Genomic DNA, 15020 nt, shown 5'->3' on the forward strand with positions numbered 1-15020 from the left:
TCCACCTCGTCTATTCAAAAGTTGCTGCTTACCATTGAAACCAAAGCCAATCAAACAAGGAACCTGCCGTCTTGCCAATGACCATCGCCATAACAAGCCCTACCGTATACTTCTGCAAATGAAGGCGTTTGGCGAGTATCGGCAGCACGTTCATCACTTCTGTCAAAGCTGCGGCCAGCATGCCGACGAACAGGCCGTCGAACAGGCCGGGCAGCACCAGCGTCCATTGTCCCGGCAGCATCGTCCGCCATCCGAAAAAATCGGCCAGCGTCCAATAAAGCGAGCCGCAAATAACGGCCGTTTCAAACCATAGCGATGATTTGTAAGCTGACGCGAGCTGCGCCAGCCGCGGAATCAGGTCAAATACAATCAGAAGCGCAACCGTACCGCTGCCAACCGCCAGCCCGCCGGACAAGCCAAGGATGGCTACAAACAGATTGACCAGAGCGTCAGCCATCGCCCTCCTCTCCCCCGCGCTGTTTTTTCCCCATTTCTTCCGCAATGACGTAAGCATTGACATTTTCCTGATACGTATACAGCTCGACCTCGAGCGGATTGGGTTCTTCGTTAAATTTTTTGCGGAACAAATGATTGAAGAAAACCGCCATGCCGAGGCCGATGCCAATCGAATACGGGATTTGGAACCATAGCGGGTGCTCCTCCTTTTTTCCGGTCAGCAGCTCCACAATGCGGACCTGCACTTCCTGCATATTGACATCCACATGAAAGTTCATAATGGCAAGGCCTGCACCAAAAAACAGGAGCAGCCATACGGCAATCAGGACTGTTATGCGGGGTTTGGCCGGTTTTTTCGAAATCATAATGAGCACTTGCGGTTCGCCAAATGTCTCAATCGACAAGTCAGGCGCCGTTTCCCGGATCGCCTTTACGATTTGCAGAATGTCAAGGACCACCCGGTTGCCGTCACCGGCGTGGTGTCTGTAAACTTGCATCTCGTTCAGCATTTGCTCCGTCTCGCTGTCGCTGGCCAGCATGCGGGCGATCTGGCCAAGCGTTACGGTTCTTTCCGGGCGGATCGTTATTTTTTTCTTCAGACGCAGATAGAGGACTTGCCCACTCCCATTGTCCATCTCTCATCATCCTTTTCGCCATATTCCTGTTTAGTATGAGAAAAGGAAGCGCTGGATACTCATGCAAATCCGGAAAAAAGAAAAACCAGACCGCGTCACTGCGCGATCTGGTCTTTTATGGACTGCAATATTTTTTTCTCCAGCCGGGAAACCTGCACCTGCGAGATGCCAAGGCGGCTTGCGACCTCGGACTGCGTCTTGTCCCGGTAATACCGCAAATAGACGATCAGCCGCTCTCTTTCGCTTAAGCCTTCGATCGCTTCCACGAGCGCGAGCTTATCGAACCAGCGTTCCTGCGAATCATCGGCAATCTGATCCATCAGCGTAATCGGGTCGCCGTCATTCTCAAACACCGTCTCATGGATCGAAGTTGGCGGTTTATTCGCTTCCTGCGCGAAGACAACATCTTCAGGCGTAATGCCAAGCCGGTCAGCTACTTCCTTGATTGTCGGAAGCCGGCCAAGCGTCTTGGACAGCTCATCTTTCATTTTGCGCACCTTATTGGCGGTTTCTTTCAGCGAGCGGCTGACTTTAAGTGTGCCGTCATCGCGCAAGAACCGCTGAATCTCACCGATAATCATCGGCACGGCATACGTCGAAAATTTGACATCGTAAGAAAGGTCAAATTTGTCCACTGATTTCAGCAGGCCGATACAACCGATTTGGAATAAGTCTTCCGGCTCGTAACCGCGGTTAATAAACCGCTGCACTACCGACCAGACCAGCCTGATATTGCACTGGACCAGCGTATCGCGGGCAAGGGTGTCGCCGGATTGGCTTAAGGCGATCAACCGCTTCACTTCCGCGTCATCCAAGTACGGCTGAGCCGTTTGCTTTAAGTTCACATCCATAGGCTCACCCCTACGCTAATTGTAGAGCGCTTTTTTCGATTCGATTCGTTTCATCATCTCGAGCCTTGTGCCGCCGTTCAGCTCGCTTACGACTTCGAACCGGTCCATAAAGTTTTCCATAATCGTAAAGCCCATACCCGAGCGCTCCAGCTCCGGCTTGGACGTATAAAGAGGCTGACGGGCAAGATCCAGATCCTCAATCCCTTTGCCTTTGTCAATAATCGTAAGCGATACCGTATCGCCTTCGATGAAAGCTTCCACCGTTACAATGCCTTCCGGGTTGCTGTCATAGCCGTGAATGATCGCATTCGTGACCGCTTCCGATACCGCTGTTTTCAAATCGTTCAGCTCATCCATGTTCGGATCAAGCTGGGAAACAAACGCCGCCACCGCGATGCGCGCAAACGCCTCGTTTTCGGAACGAGCGCTGAAGGAAAGCACCATCTCATTGCGTCCCTTCATGACACCACCTCCAAGCTGGAAATTGCCGCTCTTTCATTATCATAAGCGGTCAGAATTTTGAATAAACCGGACATTTCAAGCAGGCGGTGGACACTTGCATTAACCCCGCAGACGACCATTTTGCCGCCTTTGCTTTTCACCTGCTTGTAACGGCCCAATATAACGCCGAGGCCCGAACTGTCCATAAACTGCAAGTTTTCCAGGTTTAAGATGATGTGGCTGCTCGCCCCTCTCATGATCGCTTCCTCCATTTTGTAACGGACGACATCCGCCGTATGATGGTCAAGCTCTCCATGAAGGCGAACGATAAGCGCATTGCGGTAATGCTCCAATTCGACCTGCAGACTCATATCAGCTGTTCATCTCCTTCGCGCAATCTAGGTTCTGGATTGAACTAGCATTTCTCCTTCGCAGGCGGCTTTTCCTGCCCCCGACAAAACTAGAAGCAGACAGCTAAGAGATGACAAAATGAACGCCTGCAGACGACAATCTCTGCCTATTTCCGCCGATGCTTACTTAAACAATCCGCCAATCGAGCGTTTCATCATTCCCCACAGGCTGGCTTTGCCGACCGCCTCAGGCGCTTCGAGCGGGAATTCCTTCAGCAGCTGATTGCCCTGATAAACCGCAAGCGTACCGATTTGCTGGCCTTTCGCGATTGGCGCTTTCATTGAAGGGTTCATCTTCAGCTCGTGGCGGATATTTTTCAAGTCCGCTCCTTTGCGCAGCAATACGCTGTACGGCTGGCTGGCTACAATCGGCATCGATTGGACGGCGCCTTTCTCAATCTTCAAATTGCCGATCGTATCGCCGGATTTAAAGATCGGGTAATTCATGTATTGCGCAAACGCGTAGTCGAACATTTGCGTCACTTCCGCGTTTCTCGTTTTCGTATTCGGTTCGCCCATGACGACAGCGATAATACGGAACCCGTCCCGTTTGGCCGTTGCGGTCAAACAATATTTCGCTTCCGTCGTAAAGCCTGTTTTCAAGCCGTCTGCACCGCTGTAAAAACGGACCAGCTTATTTGTGTTCACCAGCCAGAACGGCTTCGCCGACGTTTTGCGCAAATGATCCTGGTACAGCCCCGTATAAGACGTAATCTCCGGATATTTCAGCAGTTCGCGGCTGATGACGGCGATGTCATGCGCGGAGGTGTAGTGGTCGGCTGTAGGAAGGCCGTTACAATTGGAAAAATGCGTATCCTTCAAGCCAAGCTCCTGCGCTTTTGCATTCATGGACGCAACAAATTGCTGCTCGGTGCCAGCAAGCTTCTCCGCCATCGCCACCGAAGCGTCGTTGCCCGATGCAAGGGCGATGCCACGCAGCATCTCATCAACGGTCATCTCTTCACCCGGCTCCAAAAAGATTTGCGAGCCGCCCATTGATGCCGCGTATTCGCTTGTCGTCACTTTATCCGTCAGCTTGATCGTGCCGTTATGCAAAGCCTCCATAATAAGAAGCATCGTCATAACTTTCGTAATGCTGGCCGGAGGCAGCTTGTCATGGCTGTTTTTTTCGAAAATAACCGTACCGGTATCCGCGTCCATCATAATCGCCGAACGGGCAGATCCTGCAAGCGCCGGCGCTGCGGACGGCGTATTGCCGGATGTGGGATTAGGTGCGGCTTTGGCCTCCTCCGCAAAAGCTGTGGCAGGTAACTGAAGCGCGATTACAGCGGCTGTTAGTAATAGCTTGAGCAATTTCATGGGTCAGATGTCCTCCTATGTCTAGTTCGGCTCTCTTTGATGCGATAGAAGAGGCCGGAAATCGGCTATAGTTCTTTCTCATTGTCGACCTGATTGAAGGAAAATATTCCAAGCCGGGGCAGAAAAAAAGAAGCGCCTTCCGTATTACATATGACGGAAGGCGCTTCTGCGCTGGAGCAGCAGTATCAGGTTTCTTCTGTAAAACGCTGAATGCCGGCGCTCGTTACAATCGAAAGCAGCAGCGGGCGCAGCTTCGGCGCTTCGCTTTGCAGCGTATAGGCCGCCTTGACTTTGGCGGCTACTTCGTCGTTGCTGCTGTTTAATGCATGAACATGCATAACAGCCAGCGTATCGCCGGCTTGTACGGCATCGCCTACTTTTTTGCTGAGCATCAGCCCGACACGATGGTCGATTGCATCGTCCTTGGTTGCTCTGCCCGCACCAAGCAGCATCGCTGCGATCCCCAACTGCTCGGCTTGAATGGCCGCGACATAACCGCTTTCCGAAGCGATGACCGGAACTGTATGCGGCGCTTGCGGCAGCTTCTCCGGATTATCCGCTACACTTTCGTCGCCGCCTTGCGCCGCCACAAACGATTTGAATTTGGCCAGCGCTTCGCCGCTGGACAGTTTCTGCCGCAGCAGCGCCTCCGCTTCTTCGAAGCTGGCAGCTTGTCCGCCAAGCACAACCATATAAGCGCCAAGCGTCAAGCAAAGCTTCGTCAAGTCCGCCGGCCCTTCGCCTTTCAGCGTTGCGATCGCTTCTTTCACTTCAAGCGCGTTCCCGATCGCATAACCAAGCGGCTGGTCCATATCGCTAATAACCGCTGCCGTCTGGCGGCCGACTTCGCTCCCGATCTTCACCATCGCTTCGGCCAGCTGCTCGGACTGCAAGACGGTTTTCATAAACGCGCCGCTGCCCGTCTTGACATCCAGCACAATGGCGTCCGCTCCCGCAGCGATTTTTTTGCTCATGACAGAGCTTGCAATAAGCGGAATCGATTCCACCGTAGCGGTCACATCGCGCAGCGCATACAGCTTTTTGTCGGCTGGCGCGAGATTGCCGCTTTGGCCGATGACCGACAAGCCGATGGCGTTGACCTGGGAAATAAAAGCTTCGCGGGACAGCTCCGTCCGGAAACCAGCAATCGACTCCAGCTTGTCGATCGTACCGCCGGTATGCCCTAGTCCTCTTCCTGACATCTTCGCAACGGGAACGCCCGCAGACGCTACAAGCGGCGCCACGATTAGCGTTGTTTTGTCGCCTACGCCGCCCGTACTGTGCTTATCCACTTTAATGCCGCCGATAGCCGATAAATCCACCTGGTCGCCCGACTGCGCCATCGCTAATGTTAAAGCGGCCGTCTCTGCAGGCGTCATTCCGCGAAAAAGGACCGCCATCGCAAATGCCGACATCTGATAATCCGGAATGCCGCCGTTGCTATAGCCGTCCACTAAAAAGACAAGTTCATCTGCGGACAGCTCGCGGCCGTCGCGCTTTTTTTGTATAATGTCTACCGCCCTCATGTCATCCCCCGGTCATTTGTTCATTTGGACCGTGAAAGAGCCAGCTCTTCTTGCGCTCTTACGATCAGCAAGTCAAGCGATTGGCTCAGCAGCAGCACTTCACGGTTCAGAAAATCTTCTTTTACCAGCGCTGTTTCGACCATTTGAACCCTTAAGTTTTCCATTTCCAACAGCAAATGCTTGTCCATCTCTATTCCACTCCGCATCTTTCAGTAATCATGGACATTATACGACTGTTTAGGAAAAAAATACTGTCACAATGAGTCGAGCGCAATATTACAATTTTGTTACAAAAAAGGTCTAAAGATATGGAATAACCCCTTTTACGAGACTAAGGAATTGGGTCTTGACGCGGTCTGTAGTTTCCATAACTTCATCATGCGACAGCGGCTGGTCCAAAATACCCGCTGCCATATTGCTGATACAAGAGATGCCCAGCACTTCCATGCCGGAATGCCTAGCTGCGATGACTTCCACAACGGTCGACATTCCGACAGCATCGGCGCCTAACGTACGCAGCATGCGTATTTCGGCCGGGGTTTCGTAGTTCGGGCCAAGCAAGCTGGCATATACGCCTTCCTGCACGGAAATGCCCAAGCTTGCGGCAACCTCTTTAGCCGCAGCGCGCAGCCTTTTGCTGTACGCCTCCGACATATCCGGGAACCGGACGCCAAGCCGGTTATCGTTTGGTCCGGCCAGCGGGCTTTTGCCCGTTAAATTCAAATGGTCGGAAATAAGCATCAGATCGCCCGGCTGAAAGGATGTGTTTACGCCGCCAGCGGCATTCGTCACGAGCAGAGATCCGATGCCAATCGCATTCATCACCCGCACCGGGAATGCCGTCAGCGCTGCTTCATACCCTTCATACATATGGAAACGGCCGCGCATAAGCGCTGCCGGACGGCCGTTCAGCGTGCCGACCATCAGTTCGCCGGCATGCCCTTCCACCGTCGATACCGGAAAATGCGGAATATCGTGATACGGGATCGATACCGCGTCCTCCAAATGATCGCCAAGAATACCAAGCCCTGATCCTAAAATAAGCCCGACTTCCGGCTGTATCGTTATTTGCTCACGTATGTACTGCGCAGCCTCCTGAATATGGCTGTAACCTGTTTGTCCCGTCATGCCAATGCTCCTTTATGCTCAAAATAGTCAAATGATTTTAGCTGCCAAAGGGCAATGGATGCCCTTCATCCGGATCTTATCTAAAAGCATCAAGCTCCGACAAAAAGCTGCTGCCGTTAGGCGGCGCCGCAACGCCAAAATTGTGCGCAATCGTTGCGCCCAGATCGGCATAGGTCGAACGGACCGCCAGCTGACCCGGCCGTTTAAAAGCAGGGCTGTACAGCAGCAGCGGCACATATTCGCGGGTATGGTCGGTTCCGGGATGTACCGGGTCATTGCCGTGGTCGGCCGTAATGACCAGCAGATCCCGCTCCCCGGTCAGCCGCATCAGCTCCGGAACGGCACGGTCAAATTCCTCCAGCGCGGAAGCGTACCCTTCGGGATCCCGCCGATGGCCGTATAAGGAATCAAAGTCAACCAGATTCGTGAACAACAAGCCGCGGAAAGGCTGTTTCAGCGCTTGCGCAGTTTTAGCAATGCCATCCGCGTTGCTTACGGTAGCCGTTGCCGAAGTAATGCCTTCGCCGTCGAAAATATCATTAATTTTGCCGATCGCAATCGTATCATAACCGCCGCTCTTCAAGGCATCGAGCACGGTTGGCGCCGGCGGCTTCAGCGCGTAGTCATGGCGGTTTGGCGTCCGCTTGAACGCGCCCGGCTGCCCGGCGTAAGGACGGGCGATAACACGCCCGACGGCGTACCGGTCATCCAGCGTCAGCTCGCGGGCGATCCGGCAAGCTTCGTACAGCTCCTCCAGTGGGATCGTCCCTTCATGCGCAGCGATTTGAAATACGCTGTCCGCGGACGTATATACGATCCATGCGCCTGTCCGCAATTGCTCTTCGCCAAGCTCGTCCAATATGTCAGTGCCGCTGGCCGCTTTGTTGCCGATCACTTTACGGCCGGTTTGCTCCTCGAATTGCTGAATCAGCTCCGGCGGAAAACCGTCCGGGAATGTCCGGAACGGCACCTTGATGTCCAGCCCCATCAGCTCCCAATGGCCGGTCATCGTATCTTTGCCTGCCGATACCTCGGCCATCTTCGTATAGACAGCTTCCGGCTGCCCGTCCGGTGCGGACCAGCTTCCAAGACGGGCGATCCGGTCCAGCCCCAATCGGCGCAAATTCGGAAGTGTTATGCCGGGAACCCGCTCTACAATATGGCCAAGCGTATGGGAACCGGCATCCCCAAATGATGCGGCATCAGGAAGCTCCCCGATACCAACGCTGTCCAATACAATAACGGTTATACGATCAAACGCCATTGCTGCCATCCTTTCAGGCTCCCCCTGCAGCCCGGTTAGGCGCGGGGATGCGTATGGTTGTAAATATCTTTTATTCTGGTTTTGGTCAATTTGCTGTAGCGCTGGGTCGTTGAAATATCCGCATGCCCAAGCAGCTCCTGCACCGAGCGGAGATCGGCCCCGTTCGCAAGCAGATGGGCGGCAAAAGAATGCCGCAGCGTATGGGGGTAATCTCCCCGCTGATGCCGGCTTCCCTGGCGTATTTTTTGATCATTTTCCAGAAGCCTTGCCTCGTCATTCTTGTGCCCAAATGGTTCAAAAACAACGCATGCTCGTCCGGTTCATCTTTCGCCAGCTGCTTCCGGCCGCCTTCGGCAAACAAATAGTCCTGCAGCGCCGCTTCCGCCATTTTGCCAAAAGGAATGATACGTTCCTTTCCTCCGCTGCTAATACAGCAAATGATGCCCAGCTGCAAATTGACGCTGTCCACGTTCAGCATGATAAGCTCCGTAACCCGGATGCCGGTAGCATACAGCAGCTCCAGCATCGCTTTATCCCGTCTGCCGGCCGGCGACGAAGGTTCCGGCGCGTCCAGCAGCGCGCCAGCCGCTTCAACGGACAATACGCTGGGCGGCTTCGCCTCCAGCTTGGGCGATTCAACGGCGACGGTCGGATCTTGCAGCACAATCCCTTTCAGCGCCAAATAATGAAAAAAACCGCGGATCGAGACGATATGGCGTGTTAAAGTAGACGGTTTGCGCCCGCTTTCTTTTAGCATAAGCAAATATCGGGACAAATGATGGCGCTCGACAGCCGCGGCTTCTGTAATGCCTTGTTCCGCTAAATAAGCGGCAAAAGCGCTCAAATCCCGCTCATACGACTGCAGCGTATTGACAGCCCGCGCTTTTTCATCGGCTAAATAATGTATAAAAGAATGAAGGTGATCGTTCATGGTCTTCCTCTCATGAGCTTGGTGACAAAACAATTCAACATTCGACTTCTAAATCCTGCTTAGCCGGCAACAAACTGTTTACTCGCCGTACCAAAAAAACCATCTTAACCGATCCAGCGGATTGTTGTCGCCGGGAATCTCCGGGTCGCTCCGGAATACTTTCGCCGCATGCCCTCTCGGCTCCTGATAAGGATGGACAGGCGAAATGGCATCAATCAGCAGCCGGTAACCGCCCGTAGCGACCAGAAACAATATCGCAAATGCGATCAAAAATAAAATGCGCGCCAACCATCTCCGCACCGAAACAATCATCATTCCACCGCCTCCGCACTTCGCTCCATACAACGTATGTGGGGCAAGCCGGGAATATGCAGACGGTTGTCCAAATGTAAAACGGCCTCAATGCCATTGCGTGACATCGAAGCCGCCTGTATGAGGATCGTCAACCGGACGATGAACCTTTAGGTTATGGTTTGCAGCGATGGCAAATGCCTTGAAAATCAAGGCGATGATCGTCAACCGCAAATCCGTATTCCTTCTCCAGCCGCTCTTCCAGCGGAAGCAGCCAATCTTCCTTGATTTCGTCAACCGAACCGCATTCCGTACAAATTAAATGATGATGATGGTGCTTGGAATTGTCGGCCCGCAAATCGTAACGGGCAACCCCGTCGCCAAAATTCAGTTTCTCAACAACATGCAATTCATGGAGCAGCTCAAGCGTACGATATACCGTTGCCAAGCCAATCTCCGGCGCTTTTTCCTTAACGAGCAAAAATACATCTTCCGCGCTTAAATGGTCGTCTTCATTAGCCAGCAGCACGAATACGGTTGCTTCCCGCTGCGGTGTCAACTTATAGCCCTGGGCTTGCAGCTGCTGTTTGATTTTATCAATCCGGGCTTCCATCGTTTCCCCCCGCCGTCTTTACATACAACGATTATAGGGGGAATGTTTCCGCAAAGTCAAACCTGCCCGGTTATGCCGGCTGCAGCATTGGCGCAACCCAGCCCATCATGACAGGCGATACGTAAGCCTCCACCAGTGCGGCGGCGGCAAGCAGGAGCAACATAAATAACGTCGTGGATGTTAAGGACAAGACTTGCGGCGCAAGCGGCCCGTTTTGCTTCAGCAGCCGGTTGTTAACGACATACAGCGAAAAGGATAATGAAGCGGCGCTTGCCATGAGAATCGCCGGCACAGCAATGATATTCGGCGGAGCGACGGATACAAGCGAAAATAATGCGCCTCTCCACGAATGCGTGCTGACCAATGTGCCGACCGCAAAACCAACCAGCGCGCCTTTCATAAAATCAAGCGCCAATATAAACGGTATGCCCACGACTGTTATGCCAAGCACCCATACGAGCAACAGCCATTTCGCATTAAACAGCAGCTGGCTCCAGAAGGAGGCCGTCCCGTCCTGCACGCCGCTTGCGCCGGTATAAATGCCGCCGATGAAGCGCGACAGATCCGCAGCCAAATCCTGCTGCTGCTCCAGCGTCAGCGCATTCACCATCAGGCCGCCGAATACTGTGCCCACAACAAATAAAATCGAAACGAACAAATATAACGTAAAGTGGCTTTGAACAGGCTTGTCTGCCGGGAACGGCTGCGGCTGGATCGACAAGGCTTCCCCCTCCTTGATGTTGGTAGGACAAACAGTCCTCCATACATCGTATGCTCGCAAAACCGGGCATATGCGGGGTGGCAGGCTGCAGGCAGCTTTTATACGATTTGTCCGGTCAGCTTATACAGCTTCCAGGCGTATAGTGCCATAATCGTTTTGGCATCACTGATTTTACCTTCCGCCAAATAGACTTCGGCTTCCTCCAGCGTAATCGCCTTCACCTGCAAAAACTCATCTTCATCCGGATTGGATTGTCCGGGCACAACCCGCTCGGCAAAATACAAATACAGCTTCTCGTCCGCAAAGCCGGGTGATGTATAAAACGCGCTGACGAGTTGAAGATGTTCAGCCCGGTAGCCGGTTTCTTCCTCCAGCTCGCGGGCGGCGGCAGCTTCCGGATCTTCTCCCGGATCCAGCTTGCCGGCCGGAATTTCAACTTGAAACTTCTCAAGCGGTTTGCGGAATTGCTCAACGACAAGCAGCTTGCCGTCCAGCAGCGCCATGACAGCAGCGGCTCCCGGATGTTTGACAATTTCGCGTGTAGCGGTTTTGCCTTCCGGAAGCTCTACAGTATCCACCTGCAGCGATATGACTTTCCCTTGAAAAACCGGTTCCGTATGTATAGTGCGTTCCACCCAAGCATCTATGGAATCTGATGGTTTCATAACGTTCTCCTCTCTGTACGCAGCTGAATGGAATGACCACATCAAATGTGATCATAGAAACAGGTATAACTTGTCCCCTTCCACGCATAACTATCGTTATCAGCCTAATATCTCGCTATGAGCAAAAAAGGGGCATTATAATGAAAATGTATATAGCAGACCATCAAATCCGCCTCATCGGAAAAGCATGGGAAGTCCGGCATCAGCTTCGCCGCCTTGTATCCGAGTCCGGTTCGATGCCTGTTTTTCCGCAAGGGAAGGAAACACTCCAGACAGACAGCAACAGCTCCCGCTCCGGCAGCCATCAAAGGCAGGGCTCCCGCTAAAACAGAGCGCAGCCTAAAGCCGTAATCGCCATTAAAGCCGGCGCTGCTTCTGACACTCTTTGTGTGACAAGAGGGAGAAAGTTGCGCCGGCTTCCGTATGCCTGTTATTGCACAGCCGCTTGCTTAATAATCGCCAGAACCAATTCTGCCAGCTTAGCAAGATCGGCCGCTTTAATTTGTTCTTTTGTCGTGTGAATATTTTCGTAGCCAACGGACAGGTTGACTGTCGGAACGCCGAAGCCGTTAAAGATGTTTGCGTCACTGCCGCCGCCCGAACGGAACGTGCGCGGCGTCAGGCCAATCGACGTGATGGCCCGCTTCGCAAATTGCACCACCCTGTCGGAGTCCTCGTATTGATAAGCCGGATAAGCGGTTCTCGCATGCACCTCGCCGCGGGCGCCAAACCGGTCCGCCGCCTCTTTCACCGCTTGCCGCATCGCTTCCACCTGGCTGTCCAGCTTATGCTGCACAAGACTGCGAGCTTCGGCTACGATTTTGACATAATCGCAGACAACGTTGGTTGCGCCGCCGCCTTCGATTTTCCCGATATTGGCCGTCGTTTCCTCATCTACGCGCCCCAGCGGCATAGCCGCAATTGCCGCCGCCGCCACTTCAAATGCGCTGATGCCGTCCTGCGGATTCACACCGGCATGAGCCGATTTCCCGAAAATTTCAATATCCACTTTCGCTTGCGTTGGCGCTGCAACCGCAATATCGCCAATGGAACCATTGGAATCAATCGCGTAGCCAAACGCGGCGTCCAGCTTGGAAACATCAAGCGCCTGCGCGCCTACAAGGCCGGATTCTTCGCCAACGGTAATGACGAGTTGAATTTGTCCGTGTGGAATCGACTGTTCCTGCAGGACGCGGATCGCTTCCAGCATCGCCGCAATGCCCGCTTTGTCATCCGCTCCCAGAATGGTTGTACCGTCGCTGCGAATATAACCGTCCTCGTCAAGCTGCGGTTTAATGCCGTTGCCCGGCGCCACGGTATCCATATGCGATGTAAAAAATATTTTTTCTGCTTGCACGCCTTCGGAAGCCGGGAACGTCACAATCAAATTGCCCGCGCCATGCCCGGTTATGGAAGCGGCATCGTCTTCTGCCCAAGTCAGTCCCAGCCCCGCGAACTTTTGTTTCAGAACGGCGCTGATCGCTTGCTCCTGTTTGGTTTGGCTGTCGACCTGGACAAGCTCCATAAATTCGGCGATAAGCCGCTTTTGATTAATCATGAACATTTCCTCCTGGTTTGACAATCGTTTATAATAGGGACAACTAACCTACACCGAAAAGAAAGGAGCGTTATGGATGCGCCCCGAGAAGCTGATTCGTATTGTCTCCATCATCATTGTGGCGGCAATCGTTGTTACTACCCTTATTTCCGGCATCGGCATGTTATTCTAAAATCGGCACTTCAAAGTTAAATCTCCGGCAAAAATGCGGCAGCAATTCCCGGGCTGCTTCCTCGACGGTTTTGTCCATTCCGGTCAAATCGTTAAAGGAGGTTACGCCGTATTGCTGGATGCCGCAAGGAATAATGCCGCTAAATCCTTCCGAACCGATTCCTTTTTTAATATTGAGCGCAAAGCCGTGGCTGGTGACGAAACCTCTTCTCGTTCTGGCCCGGTTGAACTTAACTCCGATGGCGGCGATTTTCTCGTCGCCGACCCATACGCCGGTATATTCCGGCTTCCGCCCGCCTTCGATGCCGTAATCGGCCAGCCAATCGATAATCGCCTGCTCTACCGTCCGTAAATACGCGTGCAGGTCCAAGCTTGCCGCATCCAAATAAATAAGCGGGTAGCCTACAAGCTGGCCCGGCCCGTGATATGTAATATCCCCGCCCCGGTCAATCTCGTATACGGCTATCCCTTGTTCCTTCAGCTCGGCTTCATCCATGAGCAGATGTTCCGGATGCCGGTCTGTGCCAAGCGTATATGTCGGCGGATGCTGAAGAAGGAGAAGCGTCTCGGGACGCTTCTCCTGATCAATTTCCTTTACATACGCTTTTTGCAAATCCCACGCTTCCGCGTAGTCCAGCATCGGAATATACCGGGCTTCCAAACGTTTGGTGCTTGCTGCACTTTCCGTCTCAGCCATGATGTTTTCCTCTTTTCCTATACTTTGATACAGCTATATATTAATACAGCTTGGTTTCCATATTAAAGCTTTCGAGATTGTCTTTGACGCGCTGCAGGAAACGGCCGCAAATGACGCCGTCCAATATGCGATGGTCAAGCGACAGACACAAATTCGCCATCGAGCGGACCGCAATCATATCGTTAATGACAACCGGGCGTTTCACAATTGATTCGAACGTCAAGATCGCCGCTTGCGGATAGTTGATAATCGGATAAGACAAGATCGAACCAAACGAACCGGTATTGTTCACGGTGAACGTTCCGCCTTGCATGTCGGACAAGGTCAGCTTGCCTTCACGCGTTTTTCTCGCCAGATCGTCAATGTCGCGGGCAAGGCCGGCAATCGTTTTATGATCCGCGTTTTTAATAACCGGCGTCAGGACGGAATCGTCCGTGCCGACGGCCAGCGACAAGTTAATGTCCCGCTTCACGATAATTTTATCAACTGCCCACATGGAATTCATGATCGGATAGTCCTTGATGGCGTTCACGACCGCTTTCAGAAGGAAAGCCAGGTACGTCAGGTTAACGCCTTCGCGCTTTATGAATTCATCCTTCACCTTGTTGCGGAGCATCACAAGGTTCGTGACATCCACTTCAATCATCGTCCACGCATGCGGAATTTCGGATACGCTCTGGCGCATATTGCGCGCAATCGTATTGCGGATCGGCGTGACATCAATATAGTCTTCGCCGCGGCCGGCAATGGAGGAACGCTCCACCTCGATGCTTGGAATACGCGGCGTTTCCGACAGATGCAGGCCGGACGAGCGGACCGGCTCCTTCGGAATGGCTACCGTTGGATCCGCTGCCGGTTTCGAGCCGGTACGCTGATGAGCGCCGGACTCGACATATGCAAGCACATCTTTGCGGGTAATCCGGCCGCCAAGTCCGGTGCCCGGCACGTCGGCCAGTCGGACGCCATGCTCGGCTGCCAGCTTCTGTACCGCCGGGGAATAACGATGGCGCATCGATTGATCCGTATCTTCGGCAACCGCCGAAACGGCAACCTGTTCCTGCGAAGCAGAAGCAGCGCTGCTTCTGCTTCCCGCTGCCGCTTCCGTCTCTACGATGCAGATCGGCGTGCCAACAGGGACGGTCTCACCAGCCGGAACTAAAATTTCCTTCAGTGTCCCCTTCACAGTGGAAGGCAGCTCGGCGCTTACTTTATCGGTCAGCACTTCACAGATCGGCTCATACATATCGATGGTGTCGCCAGGCTTCTTCAGCCACGTATCAATCGTTGCCGATACAAGCGATTCCGCAAGCTGCGGCACGACGATTTCGGTTAAAGCTTTCAT

Annotated in this window: 19 protein-coding genes and 1 pseudogene; 2 read left to right on the plus strand and 18 right to left on the minus strand. The window is 53.3% G+C overall.

Going from position 1 to position 15020, the window contains the following annotated elements; translation table 11 throughout:
* Positions 1-28: 28 nt before the first annotated feature.
* The 15 genes and pseudogenes from ET464_RS07175 to ET464_RS07245 all read right to left on the minus strand — a co-directional run bounded on the left by ET464_RS07175 (position 29) and on the right by ET464_RS07245 (position 11252).
* A complete protein-coding gene (locus ET464_RS07175; RefSeq protein ID WP_129439564.1) occupies positions 29-457 on the minus strand; it encodes a stage V sporulation protein AB in 429 nt (142 codons plus the stop codon).
* On the minus strand, positions 450-1091 hold the full coding sequence (locus ET464_RS07180; protein WP_129439566.1) for a stage V sporulation protein AA: 642 nt from the start codon (positions 1089-1091) through the stop codon (positions 450-452). The genes ET464_RS07175 and ET464_RS07180 overlap by 8 nt, the downstream gene beginning before the upstream one ends.
* Before the next feature lie 95 nt (positions 1092-1186).
* Entirely contained in the window at positions 1187-1942 is a 756-nt protein-coding gene (gene sigF / locus ET464_RS07185; RefSeq protein WP_129439568.1) for an RNA polymerase sporulation sigma factor SigF, read from the minus strand.
* A gap of 15 nt (positions 1943-1957) precedes the next feature.
* Positions 1958-2404, minus strand: coding sequence for an anti-sigma F factor (gene spoIIAB / locus ET464_RS07190; protein ID WP_129439570.1), 447 nt, complete (start codon positions 2402-2404; stop codon positions 1958-1960).
* Positions 2401-2754, minus strand: coding sequence for an anti-sigma F factor antagonist (gene spoIIAA, locus ET464_RS07195; protein ID WP_129439571.1), 354 nt, complete (start codon positions 2752-2754; stop codon positions 2401-2403). Before spoIIAA ends, spoIIAB begins: the two co-directional genes overlap by 4 nt.
* A gap of 162 nt (positions 2755-2916) precedes the next feature.
* A complete protein-coding gene (locus ET464_RS07200) occupies positions 2917-4113 on the minus strand; it encodes a D-alanyl-D-alanine carboxypeptidase family protein (protein ID WP_129439573.1) in 1197 nt (398 codons plus the stop codon).
* A gap of 185 nt (positions 4114-4298) precedes the next feature.
* Positions 4299-5639, minus strand: a complete 1341-nt coding sequence (locus tag ET464_RS07205; protein WP_129439575.1) for a pyrimidine-nucleoside phosphorylase — start codon at positions 5637-5639, stop codon at positions 4299-4301.
* Between the two features lie 20 nt (positions 5640-5659).
* On the minus strand, positions 5660-5827 hold the full coding sequence (locus tag ET464_RS07210; protein ID WP_165279937.1) for a Spo0E family sporulation regulatory protein-aspartic acid phosphatase: 168 nt from the start codon (positions 5825-5827) through the stop codon (positions 5660-5662).
* Positions 5828-5939: 112 nt separating this feature from the next.
* Complete coding sequence (locus ET464_RS07215) at positions 5940-6767, minus strand: purine-nucleoside phosphorylase (RefSeq protein ID WP_129439579.1); 828 nt, start codon at positions 6765-6767, stop codon at positions 5940-5942.
* A 76-nt stretch (positions 6768-6843) separates the two neighbouring features.
* On the minus strand, positions 6844-8031 hold the full coding sequence (gene deoB, locus ET464_RS07220; protein WP_129444177.1) for a phosphopentomutase: 1188 nt from the start codon (positions 8029-8031) through the stop codon (positions 6844-6846).
* Positions 8032-8066: 35 nt separating this feature from the next.
* Positions 8067-8962 (minus strand): annotated as a pseudogene (gene xerD / locus ET464_RS07225) (site-specific tyrosine recombinase XerD).
* A gap of 78 nt (positions 8963-9040) precedes the next feature.
* Positions 9041-9277: a DUF4227 family protein gene (locus ET464_RS07230; protein ID WP_244226705.1), complete on the minus strand. Its 237-nt coding sequence runs from the start codon at positions 9275-9277 to the stop codon at positions 9041-9043.
* Positions 9278-9428: 151 nt separating this feature from the next.
* On the minus strand, positions 9429-9866 hold the full coding sequence (fur, locus tag ET464_RS07235; protein WP_129439581.1) for a ferric iron uptake transcriptional regulator: 438 nt from the start codon (positions 9864-9866) through the stop codon (positions 9429-9431).
* Between the two features lie 70 nt (positions 9867-9936).
* Positions 9937-10587, minus strand: a complete 651-nt coding sequence (gene spoIIM, locus ET464_RS07240) for a stage II sporulation protein M (protein WP_244226706.1) — start codon at positions 10585-10587, stop codon at positions 9937-9939.
* 98 nt (positions 10588-10685) lie between these two features.
* Positions 10686-11252: an NUDIX domain-containing protein gene (locus ET464_RS07245; protein ID WP_129439583.1), complete on the minus strand. Its 567-nt coding sequence runs from the start codon at positions 11250-11252 to the stop codon at positions 10686-10688.
* A gap of 140 nt (positions 11253-11392) precedes the next feature.
* Here ET464_RS07245 and mciZ point away from each other — a divergent pair, with 140 nt between their 5' ends.
* Entirely contained in the window at positions 11393-11578 is a 186-nt protein-coding gene (gene mciZ, locus ET464_RS20835; RefSeq protein WP_129439585.1) for a Z-ring formation inhibitor MciZ, read from the plus strand.
* A 104-nt stretch (positions 11579-11682) separates the two neighbouring features.
* On the opposite strand, the gene ET464_RS07255 is transcribed toward mciZ, so the two are convergent.
* Positions 11683-12810 (minus strand): M20/M25/M40 family metallo-hydrolase, encoded by a 1128-nt coding sequence (locus tag ET464_RS07255; RefSeq protein WP_129439587.1) that lies wholly within the window; start codon positions 12808-12810, stop codon positions 11683-11685.
* 76 nt (positions 12811-12886) lie between these two features.
* Here ET464_RS07255 and ET464_RS20840 point away from each other — a divergent pair, with 76 nt between their 5' ends.
* On the plus strand, positions 12887-12982 hold the full coding sequence (locus tag ET464_RS20840; RefSeq protein ID WP_425271748.1) for a stressosome-associated protein Prli42: 96 nt from the start codon (positions 12887-12889) through the stop codon (positions 12980-12982).
* Here the strand turns inward: ET464_RS20840 and lipB are convergent.
* Together lipB and ET464_RS07265 are read right to left on the minus strand one after the other, a co-directional pair.
* Positions 12974-13678 (minus strand): lipoyl(octanoyl) transferase LipB, encoded by a 705-nt coding sequence (lipB, locus tag ET464_RS07260; protein WP_129439589.1) that lies wholly within the window; start codon positions 13676-13678, stop codon positions 12974-12976. The genes ET464_RS20840 and lipB overlap by 9 nt on opposite strands.
* Positions 13679-13718: 40 nt before the next feature.
* The gene (locus tag ET464_RS07265; RefSeq protein ID WP_129439591.1) at positions 13719-15020 is read right to left on the minus strand and encodes a dihydrolipoamide acetyltransferase family protein; all 1302 of its coding nucleotides are present in this window, start codon (positions 15018-15020) and stop codon (positions 13719-13721) included.

Origin of the sequence: Paenibacillus protaetiae (genome assembly GCF_004135365.1) — a bacterium.
GTDB classification, from domain to species: Bacteria; Bacillota; Bacilli; order Paenibacillales; family Paenibacillaceae; genus Paenibacillus_AP; species Paenibacillus_AP protaetiae.

Bases quoted from the DNA above. Each gene is read 5' to 3' on its own strand.
- ET464_RS07175 (WP_129439564.1), bottom strand. From the start codon at position 457: ATGGCTGACGCTCTGGTCAATCTGTTTGTAGCCATCCTTGGCTTGTCC.
- ET464_RS07180 (WP_129439566.1), bottom strand. From the start codon at position 1,091: ATGGACAATGGGAGTGGGCAAGTCCTCTATCTGCGTCTGAAGAAAAAA.
- sigF (WP_129439568.1), bottom strand. From the start codon at position 1,942: ATGGATGTGAACTTAAAGCAAACGGCTCAGCCGTACTTGGATGACGCG.
- spoIIAB (WP_129439570.1), bottom strand. From the start codon at position 2,404: ATGAAGGGACGCAATGAGATGGTGCTTTCCTTCAGCGCTCGTTCCGAA.
- spoIIAA (WP_129439571.1), bottom strand. From the start codon at position 2,754: ATGAGTCTGCAGGTCGAATTGGAGCATTACCGCAATGCGCTTATCGTT.
- ET464_RS07200 (WP_129439573.1), bottom strand. From the start codon at position 4,113: ATGAAATTGCTCAAGCTATTACTAACAGCCGCTGTAATCGCGCTTCAG.
- ET464_RS07205 (WP_129439575.1), bottom strand. From the start codon at position 5,639: ATGAGGGCGGTAGACATTATACAAAAAAAGCGCGACGGCCGCGAGCTG.
- ET464_RS07210 (WP_165279937.1), bottom strand. From the start codon at position 5,827: ATGGACAAGCATTTGCTGTTGGAAATGGAAAACTTAAGGGTTCAAATG.
- ET464_RS07215 (WP_129439579.1), bottom strand. From the start codon at position 6,767: ATGACGGGACAAACAGGTTACAGCCATATTCAGGAGGCTGCGCAGTAC.
- deoB (WP_129444177.1), bottom strand. From the start codon at position 8,031: ATGGCGTTTGATCGTATAACCGTTATTGTATTGGACAGCGTTGGTATC.
- ET464_RS07230 (WP_244226705.1), bottom strand. From the start codon at position 9,277: ATGATGATTGTTTCGGTGCGGAGATGGTTGGCGCGCATTTTATTTTTG.
- fur (WP_129439581.1), bottom strand. From the start codon at position 9,866: ATGGAAGCCCGGATTGATAAAATCAAACAGCAGCTGCAAGCCCAGGGC.
- ET464_RS07245 (WP_129439583.1), bottom strand. From the start codon at position 11,252: ATGAAACCATCAGATTCCATAGATGCTTGGGTGGAACGCACTATACAT.
- mciZ (WP_129439585.1), top strand. From the start codon at position 11,393: ATGAAAATGTATATAGCAGACCATCAAATCCGCCTCATCGGAAAAGCA.
- ET464_RS07255 (WP_129439587.1), bottom strand. From the start codon at position 12,810: ATGATTAATCAAAAGCGGCTTATCGCCGAATTTATGGAGCTTGTCCAG.
- ET464_RS20840 (WP_425271748.1), top strand. From the start codon at position 12,887: ATGCGCCCCGAGAAGCTGATTCGTATTGTCTCCATCATCATTGTGGCG.
- lipB (WP_129439589.1), bottom strand. From the start codon at position 13,678: ATGGCTGAGACGGAAAGTGCAGCAAGCACCAAACGTTTGGAAGCCCGG.
- ET464_RS07265 (WP_129439591.1), bottom strand. From the start codon at position 15,020: ATGAAAGCTTTAACCGAAATCGTCGTGCCGCAGCTTGCGGAATCGCTT.